This window comes from Streptomyces sp. NRRL S-1022, from assembly GCF_000720135.1.
In the GTDB taxonomy this organism is placed as follows: Bacteria; Actinomycetota; Actinomycetes; order Streptomycetales; family Streptomycetaceae; genus Streptomyces.
The window spans coordinates 108,032-132,595 of the sequence record NZ_JOIU01000015.1 but is presented as its reverse complement, the minus strand read 5'-3'; the positions used below and the strand labels follow the sequence as shown (position 1 = coordinate 132,595).

Annotated in this window: 18 protein-coding genes and 2 tRNA genes; 18 read left to right on the top strand and 2 right to left on the bottom strand. The window is 70.5% G+C overall.

Features of this window, described 5'->3' with window-relative positions; genetic code table 11:
- Positions 1-91: 91 nt before the first annotated feature.
- Together IG05_RS0122115 and IG05_RS50010 are read left to right on the top strand one after the other, a co-directional pair.
- Positions 92-286, top strand: a complete 195-nt coding sequence (locus tag IG05_RS0122115) for a hypothetical protein (protein WP_030345093.1) — start codon at positions 92-94, stop codon at positions 284-286.
- 129 nt (positions 287-415) lie between these two features.
- A complete protein-coding gene (locus tag IG05_RS50010) occupies positions 416-2,569 on the top strand; it encodes a protein kinase domain-containing protein (protein WP_030345092.1) in 2,154 nt (717 codons plus the stop codon).
- 266 nt (positions 2,570-2,835) lie between these two features.
- Here IG05_RS50010 and IG05_RS0122105 read toward each other — a convergent pair.
- Positions 2,836-2,906 (bottom strand) — tRNA-Gly (locus IG05_RS0122105).
- A gap of 161 nt (positions 2,907-3,067) precedes the next feature.
- On the opposite strand from IG05_RS0122105, the gene IG05_RS0122100 reads away from it, so the two are divergent.
- The 5 genes from IG05_RS0122100 (at position 3,068) to clpX (ending at position 7,747) form a co-directional block, all read left to right on the top strand.
- Positions 3,068-3,144 (top strand) — tRNA-Pro (locus IG05_RS0122100).
- 177 nt (positions 3,145-3,321) lie between these two features.
- Positions 3,322-4,701, top strand: coding sequence for a trigger factor (gene tig / locus IG05_RS0122095; RefSeq protein ID WP_030345091.1), 1,380 nt, complete (start codon positions 3,322-3,324; stop codon positions 4,699-4,701).
- A 249-nt stretch (positions 4,702-4,950) separates the two neighbouring features.
- Positions 4,951-5,556 (top strand): ATP-dependent Clp protease proteolytic subunit, encoded by a 606-nt coding sequence (locus IG05_RS0122090; protein ID WP_030345089.1) that lies wholly within the window; start codon positions 4,951-4,953, stop codon positions 5,554-5,556.
- Between the two features lie 67 nt (positions 5,557-5,623).
- Complete coding sequence (locus IG05_RS0122085) at positions 5,624-6,289, top strand: ATP-dependent Clp protease proteolytic subunit (protein WP_030345088.1); 666 nt, start codon at positions 5,624-5,626, stop codon at positions 6,287-6,289.
- 171 nt (positions 6,290-6,460) lie between these two features.
- Positions 6,461-7,747 (top strand): ATP-dependent Clp protease ATP-binding subunit ClpX, encoded by a 1,287-nt coding sequence (gene clpX / locus IG05_RS0122080; protein WP_014672712.1) that lies wholly within the window; start codon positions 6,461-6,463, stop codon positions 7,745-7,747.
- A 64-nt stretch (positions 7,748-7,811) separates the two neighbouring features.
- Here clpX and IG05_RS0122075 read toward each other — a convergent pair whose 3' ends face one another.
- The gene (locus IG05_RS0122075) at positions 7,812-8,774 is read right to left on the bottom strand and encodes a hypothetical protein (protein WP_030345086.1); all 963 of its coding nucleotides are present in this window, start codon (positions 8,772-8,774) and stop codon (positions 7,812-7,814) included.
- Between the two features lie 138 nt (positions 8,775-8,912).
- On the opposite strand from IG05_RS0122075, the gene IG05_RS0122070 reads away from it, so the two are divergent.
- The 11 genes from IG05_RS0122070 to IG05_RS0122020 all read left to right on the top strand — a co-directional run bounded on the left by IG05_RS0122070 (position 8,913) and on the right by IG05_RS0122020 (position 24,380).
- Positions 8,913-11,537, top strand: a complete 2,625-nt coding sequence (locus IG05_RS0122070) for a valine--tRNA ligase (RefSeq protein ID WP_030345084.1) — start codon at positions 8,913-8,915, stop codon at positions 11,535-11,537.
- Positions 11,538-11,738: 201 nt separating this feature from the next.
- Positions 11,739-13,253, top strand: a complete 1,515-nt coding sequence (gene folC, locus IG05_RS0122065; RefSeq protein ID WP_030345083.1) for a bifunctional tetrahydrofolate synthase/dihydrofolate synthase — start codon at positions 11,739-11,741, stop codon at positions 13,251-13,253.
- Between the two features lie 9 nt (positions 13,254-13,262).
- Positions 13,263-13,625: a DUF4233 domain-containing protein gene (locus IG05_RS0122060; RefSeq protein WP_030345082.1), complete on the top strand. Its 363-nt coding sequence runs from the start codon at positions 13,263-13,265 to the stop codon at positions 13,623-13,625.
- A gap of 65 nt (positions 13,626-13,690) precedes the next feature.
- Positions 13,691-14,104 carry a nucleoside-diphosphate kinase gene (gene ndk, locus IG05_RS0122055; protein WP_030345080.1) on the top strand — a complete coding sequence of 138 codons (414 nt, stop codon included), beginning with the start codon at positions 13,691-13,693 and terminating at the stop codon, positions 14,102-14,104.
- A 271-nt stretch (positions 14,105-14,375) separates the two neighbouring features.
- Positions 14,376-15,395, top strand: a complete 1,020-nt coding sequence (locus tag IG05_RS0122050; RefSeq protein WP_014672705.1) for a rod shape-determining protein — start codon at positions 14,376-14,378, stop codon at positions 15,393-15,395.
- A gap of 165 nt (positions 15,396-15,560) precedes the next feature.
- The gene (gene mreC / locus IG05_RS0122045) at positions 15,561-16,499 is read left to right on the top strand and encodes a rod shape-determining protein MreC (protein WP_030345077.1); all 939 of its coding nucleotides are present in this window, start codon (positions 15,561-15,563) and stop codon (positions 16,497-16,499) included.
- A gap of 12 nt (positions 16,500-16,511) precedes the next feature.
- Positions 16,512-17,189, top strand: coding sequence for a rod shape-determining protein MreD (gene mreD, locus IG05_RS0122040; RefSeq protein ID WP_030345075.1), 678 nt, complete (start codon positions 16,512-16,514; stop codon positions 17,187-17,189).
- A 161-nt stretch (positions 17,190-17,350) separates the two neighbouring features.
- Entirely contained in the window at positions 17,351-19,603 is a 2,253-nt protein-coding gene (gene mrdA, locus IG05_RS0122035; protein ID WP_030345073.1) for a penicillin-binding protein 2, read from the top strand.
- Positions 19,600-20,796 (top strand): rod shape-determining protein RodA, encoded by a 1,197-nt coding sequence (rodA, locus tag IG05_RS0122030; protein WP_030345072.1) that lies wholly within the window; start codon positions 19,600-19,602, stop codon positions 20,794-20,796. Before mrdA ends, rodA begins: the two co-directional genes overlap by 4 nt.
- Positions 20,797-20,846: 50 nt before the next feature.
- Positions 20,847-22,349 (top strand): CYTH and CHAD domain-containing protein, encoded by a 1,503-nt coding sequence (locus IG05_RS0122025; RefSeq protein WP_030345070.1) that lies wholly within the window; start codon positions 20,847-20,849, stop codon positions 22,347-22,349.
- Positions 22,350-22,418: 69 nt separating this feature from the next.
- Positions 22,419-24,380, top strand: a complete 1,962-nt coding sequence (locus IG05_RS0122020) for a TIGR03960 family B12-binding radical SAM protein (RefSeq protein ID WP_030345069.1) — start codon at positions 22,419-22,421, stop codon at positions 24,378-24,380.
- Positions 24,381-24,564: the final 184 nt, after the last annotated feature.

Sequence of the window (24,564 nt, the reverse complement as noted above, 5' to 3'; positions counted from 1 at the left end):
GCCGGGTTGGTGGCACGATGGTTCTGGCGGGGGTGCGCGGGCCGTACCTCCGGGCCGGGAGTGCGGACCGACCGAGGGTGTGTGATCAGTTGTGGCCATTTCACTGTCCGTGGTGCTGCTGTTGGCGATCATCCTGGTGGTGTTGATCCGAGGGGGGAACATCAAGGCCGGACCCGCCATCGTCGCGATCCTCTTCGGTTTCTTCCTGGCCTCCACCGGCATGGCACCATCGATCGACCGCTTCCTGAACTCGATAGCGGAGTCCATCAACTCGATCAGGTTCTGACCGGGGCGGGGGCCGGCGCCGTTCCGGCGCGGAACCGGTGGTGTGCCGGCGGGGGGCCGGTGCCGGGCCGGTGCGGCCCGGCGGGCCCGAGCGGGCCGCACAGCCGAAACAACGGGGGTACGTACGGGAATGGCGCTGCGCGACTCGGACCCGCCGGAGGTCGGCGGCTACCGGATCGAGGACCGCCTCGGCAGCGGCGGCATGGGCGTGGTCTACCTCGCCCGCTCCGCCTCCGGCCGCCGGCTCGCCGTCAAGGTGGTCCACGGCCAGTACGCCGACGACGACGAGTTCCGCACCCGGTTCCGCCGCGAGGTGGCCGCCGCCCGCCAGGTCAGCGGCGCCTTCACGGCCCCCGTGGTGGACGCGGACGCCGACGCGCCGAGCCCCTGGATGGCCACCCTCTACATCCCCGGCGCGGACCTCGGCACCCACGTCCGCCGGCACGGCCCGCTCCCGCCGGACCGGCTGCGCGACCTCGCCGCCGGCCTCGCCGAGGCGCTGCGCGACATCCACCGCGCGGGAGTGGTCCACCGGGACCTGAAACCGGCCAACGTCATGCTCGCCGACGACGGCCCCCGGGTCATCGACTTCGGCGTCTCCCGCGCCGCCGAGACCGCCGGCATGGACGCCCTCACCCAGACCGGCCGCGTGATGGGCACCCCGCCCTTCATGTCCCCCGAGCAGTTCACCTCGCCGCACGAGGTCGGCCCGGCCACCGACATCTTCTCCCTCGGCGCCGTCCTCGTGTACGCCGCCACCCGCCGCGGCCCCTTCGACAGCCCGAGCCCCTGGGAGACCGCGACCCGCGTCGTCGAGGGCGCCCCCGAGCTGGCCGGCGTCCCCGACGACCTGCTGCCCTTCGTCCGCCTCTGCCTGGAGAAGCACCCCAAGTCCCGCCCCGGCCCCGACGAACTGCTGCACCTGCTCCGCGAGGGCCGGCTGCCCGACCCGCGCCCCGAGCCGGCGCCGCCGGACACCGAGCCCGCGCCGCGCCGGCGCCGCCGGTGGCCCGCCGCCGTGGCCGCCACCGCCGTACTGGCCGCCGTGGCCGCCACCACCACCGTCCTCGCCCGCGCCGGCGGGAACGAGCCGCACGAGCTGCCGGCCGGCTGGCACGCCTGGCACCGGCAGGCCGCGGACCCCGTGGCCGGGAACCCGAACACGACGGGCCCGGGCGGCCCCTTCAGCCGCTGCGCCCTGGCCGACAAGGCACTGCTGTGCGCCGGCGACGGCATCATGGCCACCCGGTTCTCCCTCGCCGACGGCCGCAACACCTGGACCAGGCCGATGGACCCCACCCCCTCCGAGGTCAGGAGCAGCGGCGGCGGCACGATCATCGGGACCCGCCCCGGCGCCGTCTACGTCTACGGCGCCGACGACCACGACCTCAAGACCCGCGGCGAGGACACGGAGAGCCGGACCACGTACACCGTGCAGGCACTGGACCCGGCCACCGGCAGGCAGCTCTGGCGGACGGTCGTCTCCGCGAGCGCGGACGGCCTGGGCCCCGACACCGCCGGCGCCGTCGCCACCCCGGCCGGGGTCATCACCGCCATGGGCCACGACTCCGACTCCTACGCCCTCCTCGACGCCGCGCACGGCAAGGTGCGCTGGCGCCACCGGCTGCCCGAGAGCCTCGCCGACAGCAGCGGCGAGTGCCAGCTGAGCGGCGCGGGCGGACAGCCGTACCTGACCTGCCGGCACCTCGAAGCGGAAGGCGACCAGGCGCGCACCACGCTCGCCCGGCTCGACCCGGCCACCGGCCGCAGCCGCTGGACGGTCACCGTCAGGGGCGCGCAGTACCTGGCCGGCGAGACCCGGGGCCACCTGGTGCTGAGCGCCGACCCGCTCACGGACAAGCTGACCGGCCTGACCCTGGTCGACCCCTCCTCGCACATCCTGACGACAGTACGGCTGTCCACCCCGCGCAACGCCTCCGGCGCCCACCTCGTCCGCGGCATCCTCTGCCTCACCCTCACCAGCGGCAGCGTCCGCGCCATCGACCCGCTGACCGGCCGCGAGCTGTGGCAGAGCAACTCCACCGTCGAGCAGCCCGGCCCGCCCGCCGCCTCCGCCACCCGGCTCTACCTGGCCTCTCCCACCGGCCGGCTGGCCGCCCTCGACCTGCGCACCGGCAAGGTCACCGGCACGCTCCCCGGCCGCGACGACAGCGACAACACCGGCTCCGGCAACACCGCGGCCGCCCCCGTCCTGTCCGGCGACGCCCTCTACGTCCCCTACGGCCTGCGTGCGGTCTACAGCGTCGACGTCAAGGGCCTGTGACCGCTGTGCCCCGTCCGGCATCGCCGGACGGGGCACGCAGGGGGCACAGGGGGGTCAGGGAGGGCTTCCCCCGCTCGGCGCAGCCGGCAGAGGACCACCCCGCCGCCTGCCGCCAGCGAAATCGCCCACCAAGGCTCGGCCGGTTTCTGCGTCCGCGTGACCGCGGTCATCGCCCCCCGTCGCACACGGCTGCCTGAGAGCAGATCGCCGGAAACACCCAGGGCCAGGCCGAGGAATCATCCTCGGCCTGGCCCTGAGCCGTAGAGAGCGGGCGACGGGAATCGAACCCGCGTAGCTAGTTTGGAAGACTAGGGCTCTACCATTGAGCTACGCCCGCAACGCTGCGCCGCAGGTCGGTGACCGCGGCACTGAAGGCATCGTAGCGGGTCGCCCGCCGCCGAGGCCAACGAATACGACCACGCCGGCACCACGCGTCCCGCCCCGGAGAATGCGGCCGACGGATCGGGTCCGGGCATGTACCCTACGTGTCGCACCAGACGGGGTGTGGCGCAGCTTGGTAGCGCGTCCGCTTTGGGAGCGGAAGGCCGTGGGTTCAAATCCCGCCACCCCGACCACCGGCTCATGACGTCACGATGATCGCCTTTTGGGGCGCTGACCGGCTGCGGTTACTATGCAAGCTGCGCGCCCGTGTGTCCCGGCCCTCACGGCCCGAACTCCTCCGGGCGGCGAAATCCGCCGGGCCCGTCAGGCTCCGGCAGAACCCGAGAAGTCAGCCACAAGGAGACCGAACCGTGAAGAGCGCCGTGGAGACCCTGAACCCGACCCGGGTTCGGCTCACTGTCGAGGTGCCCTTCGAGGAGCTCAAGGACAGCCTCGACGCGGCGTACAAGAAGATCAACCAGCAGGTCACGGTGAAGGGCTTCCGTAAGGGCAAGATCCCGGCCCGCGTGATCGACCAGCGGTTCGGCCGCGGTGCGGTGCTGGAGGAGGCCGTCAACGACGCGCTGCCGAAGTTCTACACCGAGGCGGTCAACGAGGCCGAGCTGAGCCCGCTGGGCCAGCCCGACGTCGACATCACCGAGCTGAAGGACGGCGAGACGCTGAACTTCACCGCCGAGGTGGACGTCCGCCCGGCCGTGGAGATCCCGGACTACTCCGGCATCGAGGTCGAGGTCGACCCCGTCGAGGTCACCGACGAGGACGTGGAGAAGTCGGTCGAGCAGCTGCGCGAGCGCTTCGCCTCCACCTCCCCGGTCGAGCGTGCCGCCGAGGACGGCGACGTCGTCACCATCGACCTGGAGGCCAAGGTCGACGGCGAGGTGCTGGAGGACGGCATCGCCAACGGTGTCTCGTACACCATCGGCTCCGGCGAGCTGCTCGACGGCATCGACGACGCCGTGAAGGGCCTGTCCGCCGGTGAGGAGGCCACCTTCACCTCCGAGCTGAAGGGCGGCTCCGCCGCGGGCAGGGAGGCCGAGGTCACCGTCAAGGTCACCCAGGTCGCCGCCCGTGAACTGCCCGGGCTGGACGACGAGTTCGCGCAGCTCGCCTCGGAGTTCGACACCCTGGAGGAGCTCAAGGCGGACAGCCGCAAGCGCCTCGCGAACATGAAGCAGTTCGACCAGGCCACCCAGGCCCAGGAGCGTGTCCTGGAGAAGCTCCTCGAGCTGGTCGAGGTCCCGGTCCCCGAGAAGCTGCTCGAGGACGAGATCAACACCCGCAAGCACAACCTGGAGCACCACCAGCTCGGCCAGATGGGCCTCACCCTCGACAAGTACCTGGAGATCCAGGGCAAGACCGCCGAGGAGTTCGAGACCGAGACCCGCGAGGCCGCGGTCAAGGGCATCAAGACCCAGTTCGTCCTCGACGAGCTGGTCAAGAAGGAGAACCTCAACGTCAACCAGGAGGAGCTCACCGAGCACCTCATGCGGCGTGCGGCCTCCTCCGGCATGTCCCCCGACCAGTTCGCCCAGGCCGTCGTCGAGGGCGGCCAGGTGCCGCTCCTGGTCGGCGAGGTCGCCCGCGGCAAGGCCCTGGCCGTCGTGGTCGAGGCCGCCACGGTGAAGGACACCAACGGCGAGATCGTCAACCTGGACGACGAGGAGGAGGAGACCGAGGCCGCCGAGGCGTCGGAGACCTCCGAGGCCTCCGAGGAGAACGCCGAGGGCTGAGCAGCCCCACGGCGCCGGTAAGGCGCGTACGACGGGCCCTGGGGACCATCCCCGGGGCCCGTTCGTGGTTCCGGGACTCGAAACCCCCCGCCCGGCCCCCCTGCGGAGCGCTACGCCCCCGGCGAACACCCCCATTCCCGGGATTCCCGGAAGGGGCCCTCGCGTTAGGGTCCATGAAAGGCAGAACAAGCAGAACTGAGACGGCCCGGCGCCGTCGTAAGACGAGCAGGTGGATACGTGACGAATCTGATGCCCTCCGCCGCCGGCGAGCCTTCCATCGGTGGTGGCCTCGGCGACCAGGTCTACAACCGGCTGCTCAACGAGCGGATCATCTTCCTCGGCCAGCAGGTTGACGACGACATCGCGAACAAGATCACCGCGCAGCTGCTGCTCCTTGCCGCGGACCCGGACAAGGACATCTACCTCTACATCAACAGCCCGGGCGGCTCGGTCACGGCCGGCATGGCGATCTACGACACCATGCAGTACATCCCGAACGACGTGGTGACGATCGCCATGGGTATGGCCGCCTCCATGGGCCAGTTCCTGCTGACCGGCGGCGCGGCCGGCAAGCGCTTCGCGCTGCCGCACGCGGACATCATGATGCACCAGGGCTCCGCGGGCCTCGGCGGTACGGTCTCGGACATCAAGATCCAGGCCGAGTACCTGATGCGTACCAAGAAGCGCATGTCGGAGCTGACCGCCCGGCACTCGGGCCAGACGGTCGAGGCGATCATCCGCGACGGCGACCGCGACCGCTGGTTCACCCCGGAGGAGGCCAAGGAGTACGGTCTCATTGACGAGATCATCACGCACGCCTCGGGTGTTCCGGGAGGCGGCGGCACCGGTGCCTGACCGGCCCGGCCACGCCACGCACCGCGAAGACACCAGCCCCCCGAACGCCACCAGGACGGTGAACCCCATGAGCAACTTCCCCGGCGCCGCCAGCGGCATGTACGAAGGGCCCCGGCCCGACAGCCGCTACGTCATCCCGCGCTTCGTCGAGCGCACCTCCCAGGGCATCCGCGAGTACGACCCGTACGCGAAGCTCTTCGAGGAGCGCGTGATCTTCTTGGGCGTCCAGATCGACGACGCCTCCGCCAACGACGTCATGGCGCAGCTGCTGTGCCTGGAGTCGATGGACCCCGACCGGGACATCTCGATCTACATCAACAGCCCCGGTGGCGACATGACCGCGCTGACCGCGATCTACGACACGATGCAGTTCGTGAAGCCGGACATCCAGACGGTCTGCATGGGCCAGGCGGCCTCCGCCGCGGCCATCCTGCTCGCCGCCGGTACGCCCGGCAAGCGCATGGCGCTGCCGAACTCCCGCGTGCTGATCCACCAGCCGGCGGGCTCCACCGGCCGCGGTCAGCTCTCCGACCTGGAGATCATCGCCAACGAGTTCACCCGGATGCGTGAGCAGCTGGAGAACATGCTGGCCAAGCACTCGAACCGGCCGCTTGAGAAGGTCCGCGAGGACATCGAGCGCGACAAGATCCTCACGGCCGAGGAGGCGCTGGAGTACGGCCTCGTCGACCAGATCATCTCCACCCGCAAGCTGAACAACAGCGAGGTCCGCTGACAGCGGAACCCTGCACGTCCGGCCCCCCTTGGCGCGGAGCACGTCAAAGTGAACCCTGCCAAGGGGGGCCCGAACACCGGGCCCGGCAAGGTACCGTCGGACATAAGGCAGCACCAGGAGCCGCTGGACTCATAGCGTCCAGGCGTCTCCCAGGCGAAGGGGAAGCACACCGTGGCACGCATCGGTGACGGCGGCGATCTGCTCAAGTGCTCGTTCTGCGGCAAGAGCCAGAAGCAGGTCAAGAAGCTCATCGCAGGGCCCGGTGTGTACATCTGCGACGAGTGCATCGATCTCTGCAACGAGATCATCGAGGAGGAACTCGCGGAGACCAGCGAGGTGCGCTGGGAGGAGCTGCCCAAGCCCCGCGAGATCTACGAGTTCCTCGAGGGCTACGTGGTCGGCCAGGAGGCCGCCAAGAAGGCGCTCTCCGTCGCGGTGTACAACCACTACAAGCGGGTCCAGGCGGGCGAGAACGGCGGCGCGAGCGGCCGTGACGACGCCATCGAGCTGGCGAAGTCCAACATCCTCCTGCTCGGCCCCACGGGCTCCGGCAAGACGCTGCTCGCGCAGACGCTGGCCCGGATGCTGAACGTCCCCTTCGCGATCGCCGACGCGACGGCGCTCACCGAGGCGGGGTACGTCGGCGAGGACGTCGAGAACATCCTGCTGAAGCTGATCCAGGCGGCGGACTACGACGTCAAGAAGGCCGAGACCGGGATCATCTACATCGACGAGATCGACAAGGTCGCCCGCAAGAGCGAGAACCCGTCGATCACCCGTGACGTCTCGGGCGAGGGCGTGCAGCAGGCCCTGCTGAAGATCCTTGAGGGGACCACGGCCTCGGTCCCGCCCCAGGGCGGCCGCAAGCACCCCCACCAGGAGTTCATCCAGATCGACACGACGAACGTCCTGTTCATCGTGGGCGGTGCCTTCGCGGGCCTGGAGAAGATCATCGAGGCCCGGGCCGGCGCCAAGGGCATCGGCTTCGGCGCGACGATCCTGTCCAAGCGCGAGCTGGAGGCCAAGGACGTCTTCGAGGACGTCATGCCGGAGGACCTGGTCAAGTTCGGCATGATCCCCGAGTTCATCGGCCGTCTGCCCGTGATCACGAGCGTCCACAACCTGGACCGCGAGGCCCTGCTCAAGATCCTGGTCGAGCCCCGCAACGCCCTGGTCAAGCAGTACCAGCGCCTCTTCGAACTCGACGGCGTCGAGCTGGACTTCGAGCGCGAGGCCCTGGAGGCCATCGCCGACCAGGCCATCCTCCGCCAGACCGGCGCCCGCGGCCTGCGCGCCATCATGGAGGAGGTCCTCCAGGGCGTGATGTACGAGGTCCCGTCCCGCAAGGACGTCGCCCGGGTGGTCATCACCGCCGACGTGGTCCTCTCCAACGTCAACCCCACCCTGATCCCGAGGGACGCCCGCGGGCGGGGCTCGGGGGAGCAGAAGACGGCGTAGCCGCAAGCGGTGTGCGAAGGGCCCCGGTCGACCGACCGGGGCCCTTCGCCGTTGCCGCTGCGCGTCAGGCCTTGACGCGGACCTCCGCGCGGAACTTCGCGGTCAGCTCGGCGTCCGCCGCCGGGTCGCTGCTGCGGCCCGCGGCGAGATTGGCGATGTCCATCGGCATGACCAGGCCGAGGGTGCTGTGGTCACCCCAGACGCAGAGGGTCATCGTCACCTGCTTCGGGCCGCCGCTGCTCGCACCGGTGGGGGCGCTGGCCTGCTGGCACTTGAGGACCGCGCCGTCGAGCCCGGCCGGCTCGTACGCCTTCGGCTCGCCCTTCAGCGCGAAGTCCTCGCTGTCGCCGCTCTTCTGCGACTCGCTCTTGAAGTACGCGAACATCGCGTCGACGGCCTTCTCGGGGTCGTCGATGGTGCCGTACACCCCGCCGAAGTTGATCCCCTTCTGGCTCAGCGGGTTGTCCTGGTCCCCGGACTTGTACTCCGCGCTGACGTCCTTCGGATCGTGCACGCCCCACTTCTCGGCGTCCTTCAGATCCGTCTCCGACAGCGTGTCGCCCTTGCCGTCCTTCTTCTTGTACTCGGACAGCACCGTCGCCGGAGTGGTCAGCTTGTGCGGGCCGTCGTCCGCGACGCCGCTGCTGCCGCTGCCACCGCTGAGGGCGAAGTACGCGCCCACCGCCACGACGGCGACCACGGCCACCGCGCCGAGGATCAGGCCCGTCTTCTTCTTCCCCCCGGCCGGCTGCGGAGCCTGCGGCATGCCGTACGGCTGCTGCTGGCCGTAGGGGTTCGGCTGCTGGCCGTACGGGGCGGGCTGCTGGGGCGCGCCCTGCTGCGGGTAGCCGTACCCCGGCTGGGGCGGCGGCGGGGGCTGCTGGGGGTAGCCGTAGCCGGGCTGCGGAGCCTGCGGCTGCTGGCCGTAGGGGCCCGGCTGCCCCGGCTGCCCCGGCTGGCCGTACGGCCCCGGCTGCCCCGGCTGCGGGGGCTGCTGGCCGTACGGGCCCGGCTGGTTGTTGCTCATTCTCGGCTTCCCCTCCAGATGCCTTATGTGTTCCTGACATCCTGGCCCAGGGACCGGAAACGCACGGCACCGGGGGTCGCACCGTTACAGAACAAACGCGTTTCGGGACCACCCCGTGACACCTCTAAACTGACCCCCGTGACCGAGAACGCTCAGCAGCAGCCACCCGCGCCCGACACCGAACTGCCGACCCAGTACGCGCCGGCCGATGTAGAGGGGCCGCTGTACGAGCGCTGGGTAGAGCGCGGTTACTTCGAGGCGGACGCGAAGAGCGACAAGCCGCCGTACACGATCGTCATCCCGCCGCCGAACGTCACCGGCAGCCTGCACCTCGGGCACGCCTTCGAGCACACCCTCATCGACGCCCTGACCCGCCGCAAGCGCATGCAGGGCTACGAGACGCTGTGGCAGCCCGGCATGGACCACGCCGGCATCGCCACGCAGAACGTCGTCGAGCGCGAGCTCGGCAAGGAGGGCAAGTCCCGGCACGACCTGGGCCGGGAGGCCTTCGTCGAGCGGGTCTGGCAGTGGAAGGCCGAGTCCGGCGGGCAGATCTCCGGCCAGATGCGCCGCCTCGGCGACGGTGTCGCCTGGTCGCGTGAGCGCTTCACCATGGACGAGGGCCTGTCCCAGGCCGTCCAGACCATCTTCAAGAAGCTCTACGACGACGAGCTGATCTACCGCGCCGAGCGCATCATCAACTGGTGCCCGCGCTGTCTGACGGCGATCTCGGACATCGAGGTCGAGTACCAGGACGACGACGGCGAGCTGGTCTCCATGCGCTACGGCGACGGGGACGAGTCGATCGTCGTCGCCACCACCCGCGCCGAGACGATGCTCGGTGACACCGCCGTCGCCGTGCACCCCGACGACGAGCGCTACCAGCACCTCGTCGGCAAGCTCATCCGCCTCCCGCTCACCGACCGCTCCATCCCGGTCGTCGCGGACACCCACGTCGACCCCGAGTTCGGCACCGGCGCCGTCAAGGTCACCCCGGCCCACGACCCGAACGACTTCGAGATCGGCCAGCGCCACGACCTGCCGTCCATCACCGTGATGGACGAGCACGCCGTCATCACCGTCCACGGCCCCTTCCAGGGCATGGACCGTCTGGAGGCCCGCTCGGCGATCGTCGCCGCGCTGCGCGCCGAGGGCCGGATCGTCGCCGAGAAGCGGCCCTACGCCCACTCCGTCGGCCACTGCTCGCGCTGCAAGACCACCATCGAGCCGCGCCTGTCCATGCAGTGGTGGGTCAAGGTCGGCCCGCTGGCCAAGGCCGCCGGCGACGCCGTCCGCGACGGCCGCGTCAAGATCCACCCGCAGGAGATGGAGAAGCGGTACTTCGACTGGGTCGACAACCTCCACGACTGGTGCATCTCGCGCCAGCTGTGGTGGGGCCACCGCATCCCCGTCTGGTACGGCCCGAACGGCGAGGTCGTCTGCGTCGGCCCCGACGAGGAGCCGCCGGCCGGCGAGGGCTGGCACCAGGACACCGACGTCCTCGACACCTGGTTCTCCTCCGGCCTGTGGCCGTTCTCCACCCTCGGCTGGCCCGAGCAGACCGAGTCGCTCGCGAAGTTCTACCCGAACTCCGTCCTGGTCACCGGCTACGACATCCTCTTCTTCTGGGTCGCCCGGATGATGATGTTCGGCCTGTACGCGATGGACGGCACCCCGCCGTTCCACACCATCGCCCTGCACGGCATGGTCCGCGACCAGTTCGGCAAGAAGATGTCGAAGTCCTTCGGCAACGCGGTCAACCCGCTGGACTGGATGGACAAGTACGGCTCCGACGCCCTGCGCTTCACCCTGGCCCGCGGCGCCAACCCCGGCGTCGACGTCCCGATCGGCGAGGACTGGGTCCAGGGCTCGCGCAACTTCGCCAACAAGATCTGGAACGCGACCCGCTTCGCGCTGATGAACGGCGCGACGGTCGAGGGCCCGCTGCCGGACCGGTCGGCGATGTCGGCGACCGACCGCTGGATCCTCTCCCGGCTCAACTCGGTGGTCGCCGAGGTCGACGCGTACTACGAGGACTACCAGTTCGCCAAGCTCTCCGACGCCCTCTTCCACTTCGCGTGGGACGAGGTCTTCGACTGGTACGTCGAGCTGTCCAAGACCGTCTTCCAGGCGGGCGGCGAGCCGGCCGAGGTCTCCCAGCGGGTCCTCGGCGAGGTCCTCGACGTCACGCTCAAGCTGCTGCACCCGGTGGTCCCGTTCGTCACGGAGACCCTCTGGACCACCCTGACCGGCGGCGAGTCGGTCGTCATCGCGGACTGGCCGACCGACAGCGGCTTCCGTGACCAGGCGGCCGAGCAGGAGATCTCCACCCTCCAGTCGGTCATCACCGAGGTCCGCCGTTTCCGCGCCGACCAGGGTCTCCAGCCGGGCCAGCGGGTTCCGGCCCGCCTGACGCTCGACGGCACGGCCCTCGCCCCGCACGAGGCGGCCATCCGCCAGCTGCTCCGGCTCCAGCCCGAGGGCGACTCCTTCACCGCCACGGCCACCCTGCCGGTGGCGGGCGCCGAGGTGGCCCTCGACCTCTCCGGCACGATCGACGTCGCCGCGGAGCGCAAGCGCCTCGCGAAGGACCTCGCCGCCGCGGAGAAGGAGAAGGCCCAGGCCACGGCCAAGCTCGGCAACGAGGCGTTCCTGGCGAAGGCGCCGGAGAACGTGGTGGACAAGATCCGCACCCGCCTGGCCAAGGCGGAGGAGGACATCACCCGCATCACCGCCCAGCTGGACCGCCTGCCGCAGGCGTAGCCGGTCGTCCGCAGGTGAAGGCCCCGGTGCCGGTGAGGCGCCGGGGCCTTCGGCGTACCCCGTCGGGGGCGCGGGGCCGTATCGCTCTGCGGCTCAGCCGCGCGGGCGCGACGAGTCACGACGCACGCACACCCGGCCGACGAGACAAGCCATCCCATACCGGCGCCGCGCCGCAGCCAACCGCTCCGTAGACTGGGCCTCGTGAGCGAAGCGCCTGGCACCAGCGACACCCCCGATCCCCTCGACAGCTTCGAAGAGATCATCGAAGCGGAGACCACCCGCGACCCCGACCTCGCGGTGATCGAGGCCGGCAGCCGCACCCTGCGCACGCAGGGCGGCCCGCCGCAGGCCGACGTCCCCGGGCGCCCGGAGGACCCCGAGGCCGACAGGGCCCTGCGCGAGGTCGAGGCGGAGCTGGCCACGCGCTGGGGCGAGACCAAGCTGGAGCCCTCGGTCAGCAGGATCTCAGCGCTGATGGACGTGCTCGGCGAGCCCCAGCGCTCGTACCCCTCGATCCACATCACGGGCACGAACGGCAAGACCTCCACCGCCCGCATGATCGAGGCCCTGCTCGGCGCCTTCGAGCTGCGCACCGGCCGCTACACCAGCCCGCACGTGCAGTCGATCACCGAGCGGATCAGCCTGGACGGCGCCCCGATCTCCGCCGAGCGGTTCGTCGAGACGTACCAGGACGTCAAGCCGTACGTCGAGATGATCGACGGGCAGCAGGAGTACCGGCTGTCCTTCTTCGAGGTGCTCACCGGCATGGCGTACGCGGCCTTCGCGGACGCCCCCGTGGACGTCGCCGTCGTCGAGGTCGGCATGGGCGGCTCCTGGGACGCCACGAACGTGATCGACGGCGACGTCGCCGTCGTGACCCCCATCGACCTCGACCACACCGACCGGCTCGGCGAGACGACCGCGGAGATCGCCGGCGAGAAGAGCGGCATCATCAAGCAGGACGCGACCGTCATCCTGGCCCAGCAGCCGGTGGACGCGGCGCAGGTGCTGCTGAAGAAGGCCGTCGAGGTGGACGCGACCGTGGCCCGCGAGGGCCTGGAGTTCGGGGTCGTCGCCCGGCAGGTCGCCGTCGGCGGGCAGCTGCTCACGCTGCGCGGCCTCGGCGGCGAGTACCCCGAGGTGTACCTGCCGCTGCACGGCGGACACCAGGCGCACAACGCGGCCGTCGCGCTCGCCGCGGTGGAGGCGTTCTTCGGCGTGGGCGCGCAGCGCGCGGAACCGCTGGACATCGACACCGTGCGCAAGGCGTTCGCGGCCGTGTCGTCCCCGGGCCGGCTGGAGGTCGTACGGCGCTCTCCCACCGTCGTGCTGGACGCCGCGCACAACCCGGCGGGCGCGGAGGCCACCGCCGAGGCCGTGCGGGAGGCGTTCGACTTCACCCGGCTGATCGGGGTCGTCGGCGCGAGCGGCGACAAGAACGTGCGCGGGGTGCTGGAGGCCTTCGAGCCGATCTTCGCCGAGGTCGTCGTCACACAGAACTCCAGCCACCGCGCCATGGACGCCGACGAGCTCGCCGCGATCGCCGTCGAGGTGTTCGGCGACGAGCGGGTGCAGGTCGAGCCGCGGCTGCCGGACGCCCTGGAGGCCGCGATCACGCTGGCCGAGGAGGAGGGCGAGTTCGCCGGCGGCGGGGTGCTGGTCACCGGTTCGGTCATCACGGTCGGCGAGGCCCGGCTGCTGCTGGGGAAGGGCTGAGAGTCGAGGATGCGTACGCTCTGTGCATCGACCCTGATCGGCGAGTTCTTCGTCATCGGCTTCGCCGGACTCGTCGCGATGAAGGAACCGGACCTGTCCACGTCCACCGTGTGGCTGGTCAGCGGTATCGCCATGCTGCTGTGCGTGCTGCTGTGCGGCATGGTGACCCGGCCCGGCGGGGTGGCCCTCGGCTGGGCCCTGCAGATCGCCCTGATCGCCTCCGGAATCTTCGTCCCGACCATGTACTTCATGGGCGCGGTGTTCGCGGCGCTGTGGTGGGCTTCGGTGCACTTCGGGCGAAAGGTGGACGAGGCGAAGGCGAGATTCGCCGCCCAGGCCCAGTCCTCCTCCTCCCCGGCTGACGCTGCGTGACCAGGGCCCCGACACGCCCTGTAACCTCGTCCCACCGCACCCGTAAGTCGTGTAAGGAGCCCCTCGTGAGCCAGCGCACCCTCGTCCTCCTCAAGCCCGACGCCGTCCGTCGTGGCCTGACCGGCGAGATCATCAGCCGTATCGAGCGCAAGGCCGGCTGGCAGATCACCGCGCTGGAGCTGCGCACCCTGGACCAGGACACGCTGGAGCAGCACTACGGCGAGCACAAGGGCAAGCCCTTCTACGAGCCGCTGGTGGAGTTCATGTCCTCCGGCCCGGTCGTGGCGATGATCGTCGAGGGCGAGCGGGTCGTCGAGGGCGTGCGCGCGCTGGCCGGCCCCACCGACCCGATCGCCGCCGCGCCCGGTTCGATCCGCGGTGACTACGGCGTGATCGTGCGCGAGAACCTGATCCACGCCTCCGACTCCGAGGAGTCCGCCGAGCGCGAGGTGAAGATCTTCTTCCCGGGCCGCGCGTAAGGCCCCCTGCCGCGGTGGAGGGTTCGGGGGAGTACCCCCCGGACCTCGGCTTTTCTGGCATGAGTACCGGCGATCGAGGGAACGAGCGTCCCCGAACGCCCGTCTCCACAAGCGAGGCGGCACGCCATCTGGTGACAATGGCGGAGACCCTCGCGCAGTGTTCGTGCAGGCGCGTTTACGATGGAAGCCTTCACGTCACAGCACCCGCCTCGCCTACCTGACATGCCCTCAAAAGCTCGGGAAGGCCAGATGAATCCGGATGGGGAACTCAATGTCGTTCATCGGCCGTGACATGGCTGTCGACCTCGGGACCGCCAACACGCTGGTGTACGTCAGGGGTCGCGGGATCGTACTGAACGAGCCGTCCGTCGTGGCGATCAACACCAACACGGGTGGGATCCTCGCGGTCGGTGCCGAAGCGAAGAAGATGATCGGCCGGACGCCGGGCAACATCGTGGCCGTCCGCCCGCTGAAGGACGGCGTGATCGCCGACTTCGAGATCACCGAGCGGATGCTCCGCTACTTCATCCTCAAGATCCACAAGCGGCGCTATCTCGCCCGGCCGCGGGTCGTCGTCTGTGTGCCCTCCGGCATCACGGGCGTCGAGCGCCGCGCGGTCATCGAGGCGTCCTCCCAGGCCGGCGCCCGCCAGGTGCACATCATCGAGGAGCCCATGGCCGCCGCCATCGGCTCCGGTCTGCCGGTCCACGAGGCCACGGGCAACATGGTGGTGGACATCGGCGGCGGCACCACCGAGGTCGCGGTCATCTCGCTCGGCGGCATCGTCACCGCCCAGTCCATCCGCGTCGCCGGAGACGAACTGGACAACGCGATCATCCAGTACATCAAGAAGGAGTACAGCCTCCTGCTGGGTGAGCGCACGGCCGAGCAGATCAAGATCACGATCGGTTCGGCGTACGACCTCGACACCGACGAGCACACCGAAGTGCGCGGCCGGGACCTGGTGTCCGGGCTGCCCAAGACCGTCGTCATCTCGGCGGCCGAGGTGCGCAAGGCGATCGAGGAGCCGGTCAACGCGATCGTGGACGCGGTGAAGACCACCCTCGACAAGTGCCCGCCGGAGCTGTCCGGCGACATCATGGACCGGGGAATCGTTCTGACCGGCGGCGGCGCCCTGCTGCGCGGGCTCGACGAGCGGCTGCGGCGGGAGACCGGCATGCCGATCCACATCGCCGAGGACCCGCTGGACAGCGTCGCACTCGGCTCCGGCAAGTGCGTCGAGGAGTTCGAGGCGCTGCAGCAGGTCCTGGACGCCCAGCCGCGCAGATGACGCAACTCTTCGATTCCGCCGTACGAGACGTTCTCCTCTCGTGCGGCGGATCGTTGATATAGAGGCATAAGCTCCCACGAATGGGCCTCTTGGATTGCGCCGCAGCATGCGCGTTCTCCAGGAGTCCGACGCATTCCTACTTGAGGAAGGGCACGGCCGCCGCACGTGAGGGACACGAAAGAGAGCCGGCTGCTCCTGGTCCTGCTGGTCGCCATCGCGTTCGCGCTGATCACGGTGGACATCCGGGGAGGCCGCAACTCCCCGGTCGACGGCGCCCGGCACGCCGCCGCGGCGGTGTTCGGCCCGGTCGAGGACGGGCTGTCCTCCGCGGTCGACCCGGTCGGCGACGCCGTCTCCGCGGTCCGTGACTCCGGCAGCCGGCACGACCGGCTCGCCACGCTGGAGAAGGAGAACGCGGCCCTCAAGGCCAAGCTCGGCAGCGACGACCGCAACCGCAGCCGCCTCAAGCAGCTGGACAAGCTGCTGAAGGTCGCCGGCGAGGGGCAGTACGGCATCAAGGGCGCCCAGGTCATCGCCATCGGCTCGGCCCAGGGCTTCTCCTGGACCATCACCATCGACGCCGGCGCCGACGACGGCATCCGGCGGGACATGACCGTCCTCAACGGCGACGGCCTGGTCGGCCGGGTCACCACCGTCGGCCCCGGCACCTCCACCGTGCTGCTCGCCAACGACCCCGACTTCACCGTCGGCACCCGCATGGAGGCCGGCGACGAACTGGGCTTCGCCTCCGGCCAGGGCGACCGCCCGCTGCGCGTCGAACTGCTCAACGGCAAGGCGGAGGTGAAGAAGGGCGACCGGCTCGTCACGTTCGGCTCGCAGGCCGACAAGCCCTTCGTGCCCGGCGTCCCGGTCGGCGTGGTCTCCCGCGTGGACCCGTCCGGCGGCGGCCTGACCCGCACCCTCTACGTCACCCCGTACGTCAGCTTCACCAAGCTCGACATCGTCGGCGTGGTCGTCGAGGCGCCGAAGAAGGACCCGCGGGACACCGTGCTCCCCGCCCGGCCGAAACCGGTCCCGACACCGACGGTGACCGTCACGGTCACCCCGTCGGCCGACGCCCCCGCCACCGCCGAACAGCAGTAGGAGCCGAATCCCATGCGTGTCAACCGGATCCTGCTCTCCACCGCGCTGGTCGTCGTGGCCCTGGTCGTCCAGGTGAGCGTCCTCGCCCGGCTGCACCTGCCCGGTGCCGTCCCCGACCTGCTGCTGCTCACCGTCCTCGGCCTGGCGATGGTGTACGGCCACGTCGGCGGCGCCCTCGTCGGCTTCGGCGCCGGCCTGCTCGCCGACCTGGCACCGCCCGCCGACCACGCGGCCGGCCGGTACGCACTCGTGCTGTGCGTCATCGGCTACCTCGCCGGGCTCGTCCGCCCGGAGAACGGCCGGCTGAAGTCGGCGACCGGTCCCATGGCCGTCGTGGTCGCCGCCGCCGTCGGCTCCACCCTGCTCTACGCCGGGGTGGGCGCCCTGGTCGGCGACACCGCCGCCCGCCATGTCGGCCTGCCCGGGCTGCTGTTCTCGGCCGCCCTGTACGACCTGCTCCTCGCCCCGTTCGTGGTGCCCGGCGTGATGTGGCTGGCCCGCCGCTCCGACAACGACCCGCTCACCGAGAGCGGGCCCGCCGCCAAGGCCGGGGACATCTCCTCCGGCTGGCTCTCCTCCGGCACCGGCCTGCGCATCGGCAGCCAGCGCGGCGGCCTCGGCGCACTGAAGGCCAAGGCACGCACCCGCTCCGCCAAGGTCGGCCGCATCAAGGGGGTCAAGCGGCTGTGAGCGGCGGCGAGTTCCACCCCGGCGAGTTCACCCGAACGGGTCTGCCGTCCCGGAACGCGGGTGCACAGGCCGGTCGTTCATCATTCGTACGCGTGCAGGCGGATCGCACGGACGCCCGCCGCGCCCAGACGTTCGCACACTGAGAGGGGGAGACAGCCGCAGTGACCAACATCCCCGAGACCGGTCGGACCCCACGCGTCCAGACCCGGCTCGTCGTGATCCAGATCCTCGTCCTCTCCCTCCTCGGCACACTCGGCGGCCGGTTGTGGTACCTCCAGATCCGCGAGGGCGCCGAGTACCAGAAGGAGGCCTCCGGCAACCACGTCCAGCAGGTCGTCGACCCCGCCGTGCGCGGCGACATCCTGGACGCCCGCGGTGTGCCCCTCGCGGACAACGAGACCCGCCTGGTCGTCTCCGCCTCCCGCACCGACCTGCTGAAGCAGAAGGACGACGGCAAGGCCGTCCTCACCAAGCTGGCCGGCGTCCTCGGGATGAGCCCCGAGGAGGTCATGCAGAAGGTCCGGCTGTGTGACGCCAAGACCCCCCAGCCCTGCTGGAACGGCTCGCCGTACCAGCCGATCCCCATCACCGACGAGGCCACCGCCAAGCAGGCCCTGCAGATCCGCGAGCGCTCCGAGGACTTCCCCGGCATCACCGCCGAACCCGAGGCCGTCCGCCGCTACCCGGGCCCCGGCAAGTCCAACACCGCGCAGGTGCTCGGCTATCTCTCGCCCGTCACCGACGACGAGATCCAGAAGGCCAAGGACACCGACTCGCCCTACCTGCGCTCCGACATGGTCGGCCGCTCCGGCCTGGAGCGGACCTACGACAAGATGCTGCGCGGCAAGGCCGGCGTCACCCGCTACGAGGTCGACAACCTCGGCCGGGTCATCGGCAAGGCCAAGTCGGACGCGGCCGAGCCGGGTTCCAACCTGGTCACCAGCATCGACTCCCGCGTCCAGCGGGTCGCGGAGTACGAACTGGACAAGGCGATGAAGGCCGCCCGCCAGCAGTTCGACAAGATCACCGGCACCAACTACAAGGCCGACTCCGGCGCCGTGGTGGTGATGGAGGCCAAGACCGGCCGGATCGTCGCCATGGCCTCGGCGCCGAAGTACGACCCGAACGTCTGGGTCGGCGGCATCTCCGCCAAGGACTACAAGGCCCTCACCGGCAAGGACTCGGACTACCCCCTGCTCAACCGGGCCATACAGGGCCAGGCCGCACCCGGCTCGACGTTCAAGGTGGTCTCCACGGCCGCCGCGGTCGAGGCCGGCTACCCCTTCGACGGCCGCTACCCGTGCACCAGCTCCTACTCGGTGGGCAGCCAGGTCTTCAAGAACTTCGAGGGCGAGAACTTCGGCCCCATCTCCCTGGGCCGCGCCCTGGAGGTCTCCTGCGACACCGTCTTCTACGGCCTCGCCGACCGCGAGTGGAAGAAGGACGGCGGCATCAACCCCAAGAAGGGCCGCCCGAAGGACTACTTCTACAAGGCCGCCCACCAGTTCGGCCTCGGCAAGGAGACCGGCATCGACCTGCCCAACGAGGTCACCGGCCGCGTCCCCGACCGCCAGTGGAAGGAGGCGTACTGGAAGGCCAACAAGGACGCCTGGTGCAAGTCCGGCAAGAAGGACGGCTCCTACGTCGAGAAGATCGCCTACGAGAACTGCCTCGAAGGCAACAAGATGCGCGAAGGTGACTCGATCAACTACTCCATCGGCCAGGGCGACACGCTCGTCACGCCGATCCAGGAGGCCGTGATCTACGGGGCCGTCGCCAACGGCGGCACGATGTACCAGCCGACCATCGGCAAGGCGATCATCAGCGCCGACGGCAAGAGCGTGCAGGAGATCAAGCCGACCAAGCGCGGAAAGCTCCCGGTCAGCCAGGCCACCCTCAGCGGCATGAACGACGCCTTCGCCGGCGTCATCACCCGCGGTACGGCGGCCTGGAAGTTCGGCGGCTGGCCGCAGAACGAGATCCCCCTGCACGCCAAGACGGGTACGGCCGAGGTCTACGGCAAGCAGACCACGTCCTGGCTGGCCACCTACTCCAAGGACTACACGGTGATCATGACGATCGCCCAGGCCGGTACGGGTTCCGGAGCCTCCGGTGAAGCCGTGCGCAACATCTACAGCGCGCTCTACGGCGTCCAGGCCGACGGCTCCATCGACAACAAGAGGGCGCTGCTGCCCGAGCCGGAGAAGGGCCTGCCCAAGGTCCGCACGGACGGCACCATCGCCGCCCCCAAGATCACCGGCGACCCGGCGAAGGAAGCCGAGGCCGCCCAGAAGAACAACCCCACCAACGGCGACGACCAGCAGCCCGCGGGGACCACGCCCTCGCCCACCACGGGCAACCGCGACACCCGCAGGCGGCCACGCCGGCGGGGGAGCCGGAGGATGCCCTCATGACCGGCGCGAACAGCTTCTCCGTCTCCGGATACGGCCCCGAGCGGGCCGGCTGGACCAGGATCTTCGCCCGCGACTCGCTCGCCCGCCGGCTGGACTGGCCGATCCTGTTCGCGGCCACCGCCCTGTCCCTGCTGGGCTCGCTGCTGGTGTACTCGGCGACCCGCAACCGCACCGAACTGAACCAGGGCGACCCGTACTTCTTCCTGGTCCGGCACCTGATGAACCTCGGCATCGGGATCGCCCTGATGATCGGCACCGTCTGGCTCGGCCACCGCGCCCTGCGCAACGCCGTGCCGATCCTCTACGGCCTGTCGGTGCTCCTCGCCCTGGTGGTCCTCACCCCGCTCGGCGCGACGATCAACGGCCAGCGCAACTGGCTGGTCATCGGCGGCTTCTCGCTCCAGCCCGCCGAATTCCTCAAGGTCTCGATCATCCTGGGCATGGCCATGATGCTGGCCGCCCGGGTGGACGCGGGCGACAAGCCGCACCCCGACCACCGGACCGTGTTCCAGTCCCTGTGCCTGGCCGCCGTACCCATCCTGATCCTGCTGCTCATGCCCGACCTCGGCTCGGTGCTGGCCATGGTCGCGATCATCCTCGGCGTGCTGCTCGCCTCCGGCGCCTCCAACCGCTGGGTCTTCGGCCTGCTCCTCGCCGGGGTGATCGGCTGCATCGCGATCTGGCAGCTGCACATCCTGGACGAGTACCAGATCAACCGGTTCGCCGCCTTCGCCAACCCGGACCTGGACCCGGCCGGCGTCGGCTACAACACCAACCAGGCCCGCATCGCCATCGGCTCCGGCGGCCTCACCGGAGCCGGACTCTTCCACGGCTCGCAGACCACCGGCCAGTTCGTGCCCGAGCAGCAGACGGACTTCGTGTACACGGTCGCGGGGGAGGAGCTGGGCTTCGTCGGCGCGGGCTTCATCATCTTCCTGCTCGGCGTCGTCCTGTGGCGCGCCTGCCGGATAGCGCGTGACTCCACCGAGCTCTACGGGACGACCGTCGCCGCCGGGATCGTCGCCTGGTTCGCCTTCCAGTCCTTCGAGAACATCGGCATGACCCTCGGCATCATGCCGGTCACGGGCCTGCCCCTGCCGTTCGTGTCGTACGGCGGCTCGTCGATGTTCGCGGTATGGGTCGCGGTGGGCCTGCTCCAGTCGATCAAGGTGCAGCGCCCGATGTCGGCATAGGCCCCGGGCGCCCCCTGCCGTATCGGCGCCCGGGCCACTAGATTCGGTGCATGGCGGAGACGAAACGCGAGATCGAGCGCAAGTACGAATCCGACGACAGCGGGCTGCCCGACCTGACCGGGGCCGGCGGCGTGGCGGCCGTCCTCGACAAGGGCCTGGTCGAGCTGGACGCCACGTACTACGACACCGCCGACGAACGCCTCACCGCCGCCTCGCTCACGCTGCGCCGCCGCACCGGGGGCTCGGACGCCGGCTGGCACCTGAAGTTCCCGGTCGCCCCCGGGGTCCGCGACGAGATCCGGGCCCCGCTGTCCGACACCGTCCCCGAGGAGATCGCCGCCCTCGTCCGCTCCCGCGTCCGCAACGCCGAGCTGATCCCCCTGGTCCGGCTGCGCTCCGCCCGCGACGTGCGCCACCTGGTCGACACCGAGGGCGCCCTGCTCGCCGAGGCCAGCCTCGACACCGTGACCGCCGAACGGCTCACCGGCAAGAGGCGGGCCGCCCAGTGGACCGAGATCGAGGTGGAACTCGCCGACGGCGGCGACCCCGCCGTCCTCGACCGGCTGGACGAACGGCTGCGCAAGGCGGGCCTACGCCCCGCCGCCGCACCGTCCAAACTGGCCCGCGCCCTGGAGCTCACCGCCGGCCGCCGCCGCGGCGCCAAGACCGCGCCCCCGCGGCCGGTGACCGCCGGCGACCACGTCCTGGCCTATCTGCGCGCCCAGCGGGACGCCCTGGTCGAGCTGGACCCCGCCGTCCGCCGCGGCCTGCCCGACGCGGTGCACCGCATGCGGGTCGCCACCCGCCGCGCCCGCAGCACCCTGCGCACCTTCGGCACCGTCCTGGACCGCACCGTCACCGACCCCGTCGGTGCCGAGCTGAAGTGGCTCGCGGGCGAGCTGGGCGTCGACCGCGACCACGAGGTGCTCGCCGGCCGCCTGAAGACCGCCCTCGACGCGCTCCCGCCCGCCCTGGCCACCGGCCCCGCCGCCGAACGGCTCACCGCCTGGGCCGGGACCCGGCAGGGCGGCGCCCACGCCCACCTGACCGGCGTCCTGGACTCCCGCCGCCACCTGACCCTGCTGGACACCCTGGACGCCCTCCTCGCCGACCCGCCGCTGCGCGTGGCGGCCGGGAAGAAACCGGCGAAGCCGCTCGGCAAGGCCGTACGCAAGGACCGCAGGAAGCTCAGGGCCGCCCTGGAGCACGCGCTGGAGCTGCCACCGGGCCAGGACCGTGATCTCGCCCTGCACGAGGCCCGCAAGAAGGCCAAGCGCACCCGCTACGCCGCCGAGGCCGCCACCCCGGCCCTGGGCACCCCCGCCCGCGACCTCACCAGGGCCGTGAAGTCCCTCACCACCCTCCTCGGCGACCACCAGGACAGCGTCATGGCCCGCCGCACCCTCCGGGAACTCGCGGCGGTGGCCCACGCGGCCGGCGAGAGCGCGTTCCCCTACGGGGTGCTGTACGGCAGGGAGGAGGCGCGGGCGGCCGCCCTGGAGGCCGAGCTGCCCGGCCGGTGGAAGAAGATCAGAAACGGGGCGTCCGGCTGAGCGTTCGGGGGAGGCCGCCGACCGGGTTACGCTTGATGGTCACCCCGTCAGCTCATGAAGGTTCGCGAGATGCCTGTCGAGTCGGTTTTCCCGCAGCTCGAAGCTCTGCTCCCGCACGTGCAGAAGCCGATCCAGTACGTCGGCGGCGAGCTCAACTCCACGGTCAAGCCGTGGGACGAGTGCGATGTCCGCTGGGCGCTCATGTACCCGGACGCCTACGAGGTCGGCCTGCCCAACCAGGGCGTCATGATCCTCTACGAGGTCCTCAACGAGCAGCAGGGCGTCCTCGCCGAGCGCACCTACAGCGTCTGGCCGGACCTGGAGGCGCTGATGCGTGAGCACGGCGTCCCGCAGTTCACGGTGGACAGCCACCGCCCGGTGAAGGCCTTCGACGTGTTCGGCCTCAGCTTCTCCACGGAGCTGGGCTACACCAACATGCTCGCCGCCCTGGACCTGGCCGGTATCCCGCTGGAGTCCAAGGACCGCACGATCGACGACCCGATCGTCCTGGCCGGCGGCCACGCGGCCTTCAACCCGGAGCCGATCGCCGACTTCATCGACGCGGCGGTCATCGGCGACGGCGAGCAGGCCGTCCTGGACATGACCCGGATCATCCGCGAGTGGAAGGCCGAGGGCCGCCCGGGAGGCCGCGAGGAGGTCCTCTTCCGCCTCGCGAAGACCGGAGGGGTCTACATCCCGGCGTTCTACGACGTCGAATACCTCCCCGACGGCCGTATCGCCCGCGTGGTCCCCAACAAGTCGGGCGTCCCGTGGCGCGTGTCCAAGCACACGGTCATGGACCTCGACGAGTGGCCCTACCCCAAGCAGCCCCTCGTGCCGCTCGCCGAGACGGTCCACGAGCGCATGTCGGTGGAGATCTTCCGCGGCTGCACCCGCGGCTGCCGCTTCTGCCAGGCCGGCATGATCACCCGCCCGGTGCGCGAGCGTTCCATCACCGGCATCGGCGAGATGGTCGACAAGGGCCTGAAGGCGACGGGCTTCGAGGAGGTGGGCCTGCTGTCCCTCTCCTCGGCGGACCACACCGAGATCGGCGACATCGCCAAGGGCCTGGCGGACCGCTACGAGGACGACAAGATCGGCCTCTCCCTGCCGTCCACCCGCGTCGACGCCTTCAACATCGACCTGGCGAACGAGCTGACCCGCAACGGCCGCCGCTCCGGCCTGACCTTCGCCCCCGAGGGCGGCTCGGAGCGCATCCGCAAGGTCATCAACAAGATGGTCTCGGAGGACGACCTGATCCGCACGGTCGCCACGGCGTACGGCAACGGCTGGCGCCAGGTGAAGCTGTACTTCATGTGCGGCCTGCCCACGGAGACCGACGACGACGTCCTCCAGATCGCCGACATGGCGACGCGGGTGATCGCCAAGGGCCGCGAGGTCTCGGGCTCCAACGACATCCGCTGCACGGTCTCGATCGGCGGTTTCGTCCCCAAGCCCCACACCCCCTTCCAGTGGGCCCCGCAGCTCTCGGCGGAGGAGACGGACGCCCGCCTGGAGAAGCTCCGCGACAAGATCCGCGGCGACAAGAAGTACGGCCGCTCCATCGGCTTCCGCTACCACGACGGCAAGCCCGGCATCGTCGAGGGCCTCCTCTCCCGCGGCGACCGCCGCATCGGCGCGGTGATCCGCGCGGTCTACGACGACGGCGGCCGCTTCGACGGCTGGCGCGAGCACTTCTCCTACGACCGCTGGATGGCCTGCGCCGACAAGGCCCTCGCCCCGTACGGCGTGGACGTCGACTGGTACACCACCCGCGAGCGCACCTACGAGGAGGTCCTGCCCTGGGACCACCTCGACTCCGGCCTGGACAAGGACTGGCTCTGGGAGGACTGGCAGGACGCCCTCGACGAAACAGAGGTCGACGACTGCCGCTGGACCCCGTGCTTCGACTGCGGGGTGTGCCCGCAGATGGACACGTCCATCCAGATCGGACCGACCGGCAAGAAGCTGCTCCCGCTGACGGTCAAGAACGCTGGTCCGGCGCCGGCCGCGAGCGGTCACACGCACTGAGGCGAACGAGCCCCTCGACCGGATGATCGAGGGGCTGCCGGCCAGGCGTGGTCGTCGCTGACTGTCATCGCCCGAGGTCCGGGCGACCGCGTCGCGGCTGCCGCGTCACGGCCGGTGCCGCGTCGACACCGGTGCCGGGCGGCGTTGCGTCCGCCTTCCGGTGCTGCCGGACGTCTAGGCTCGG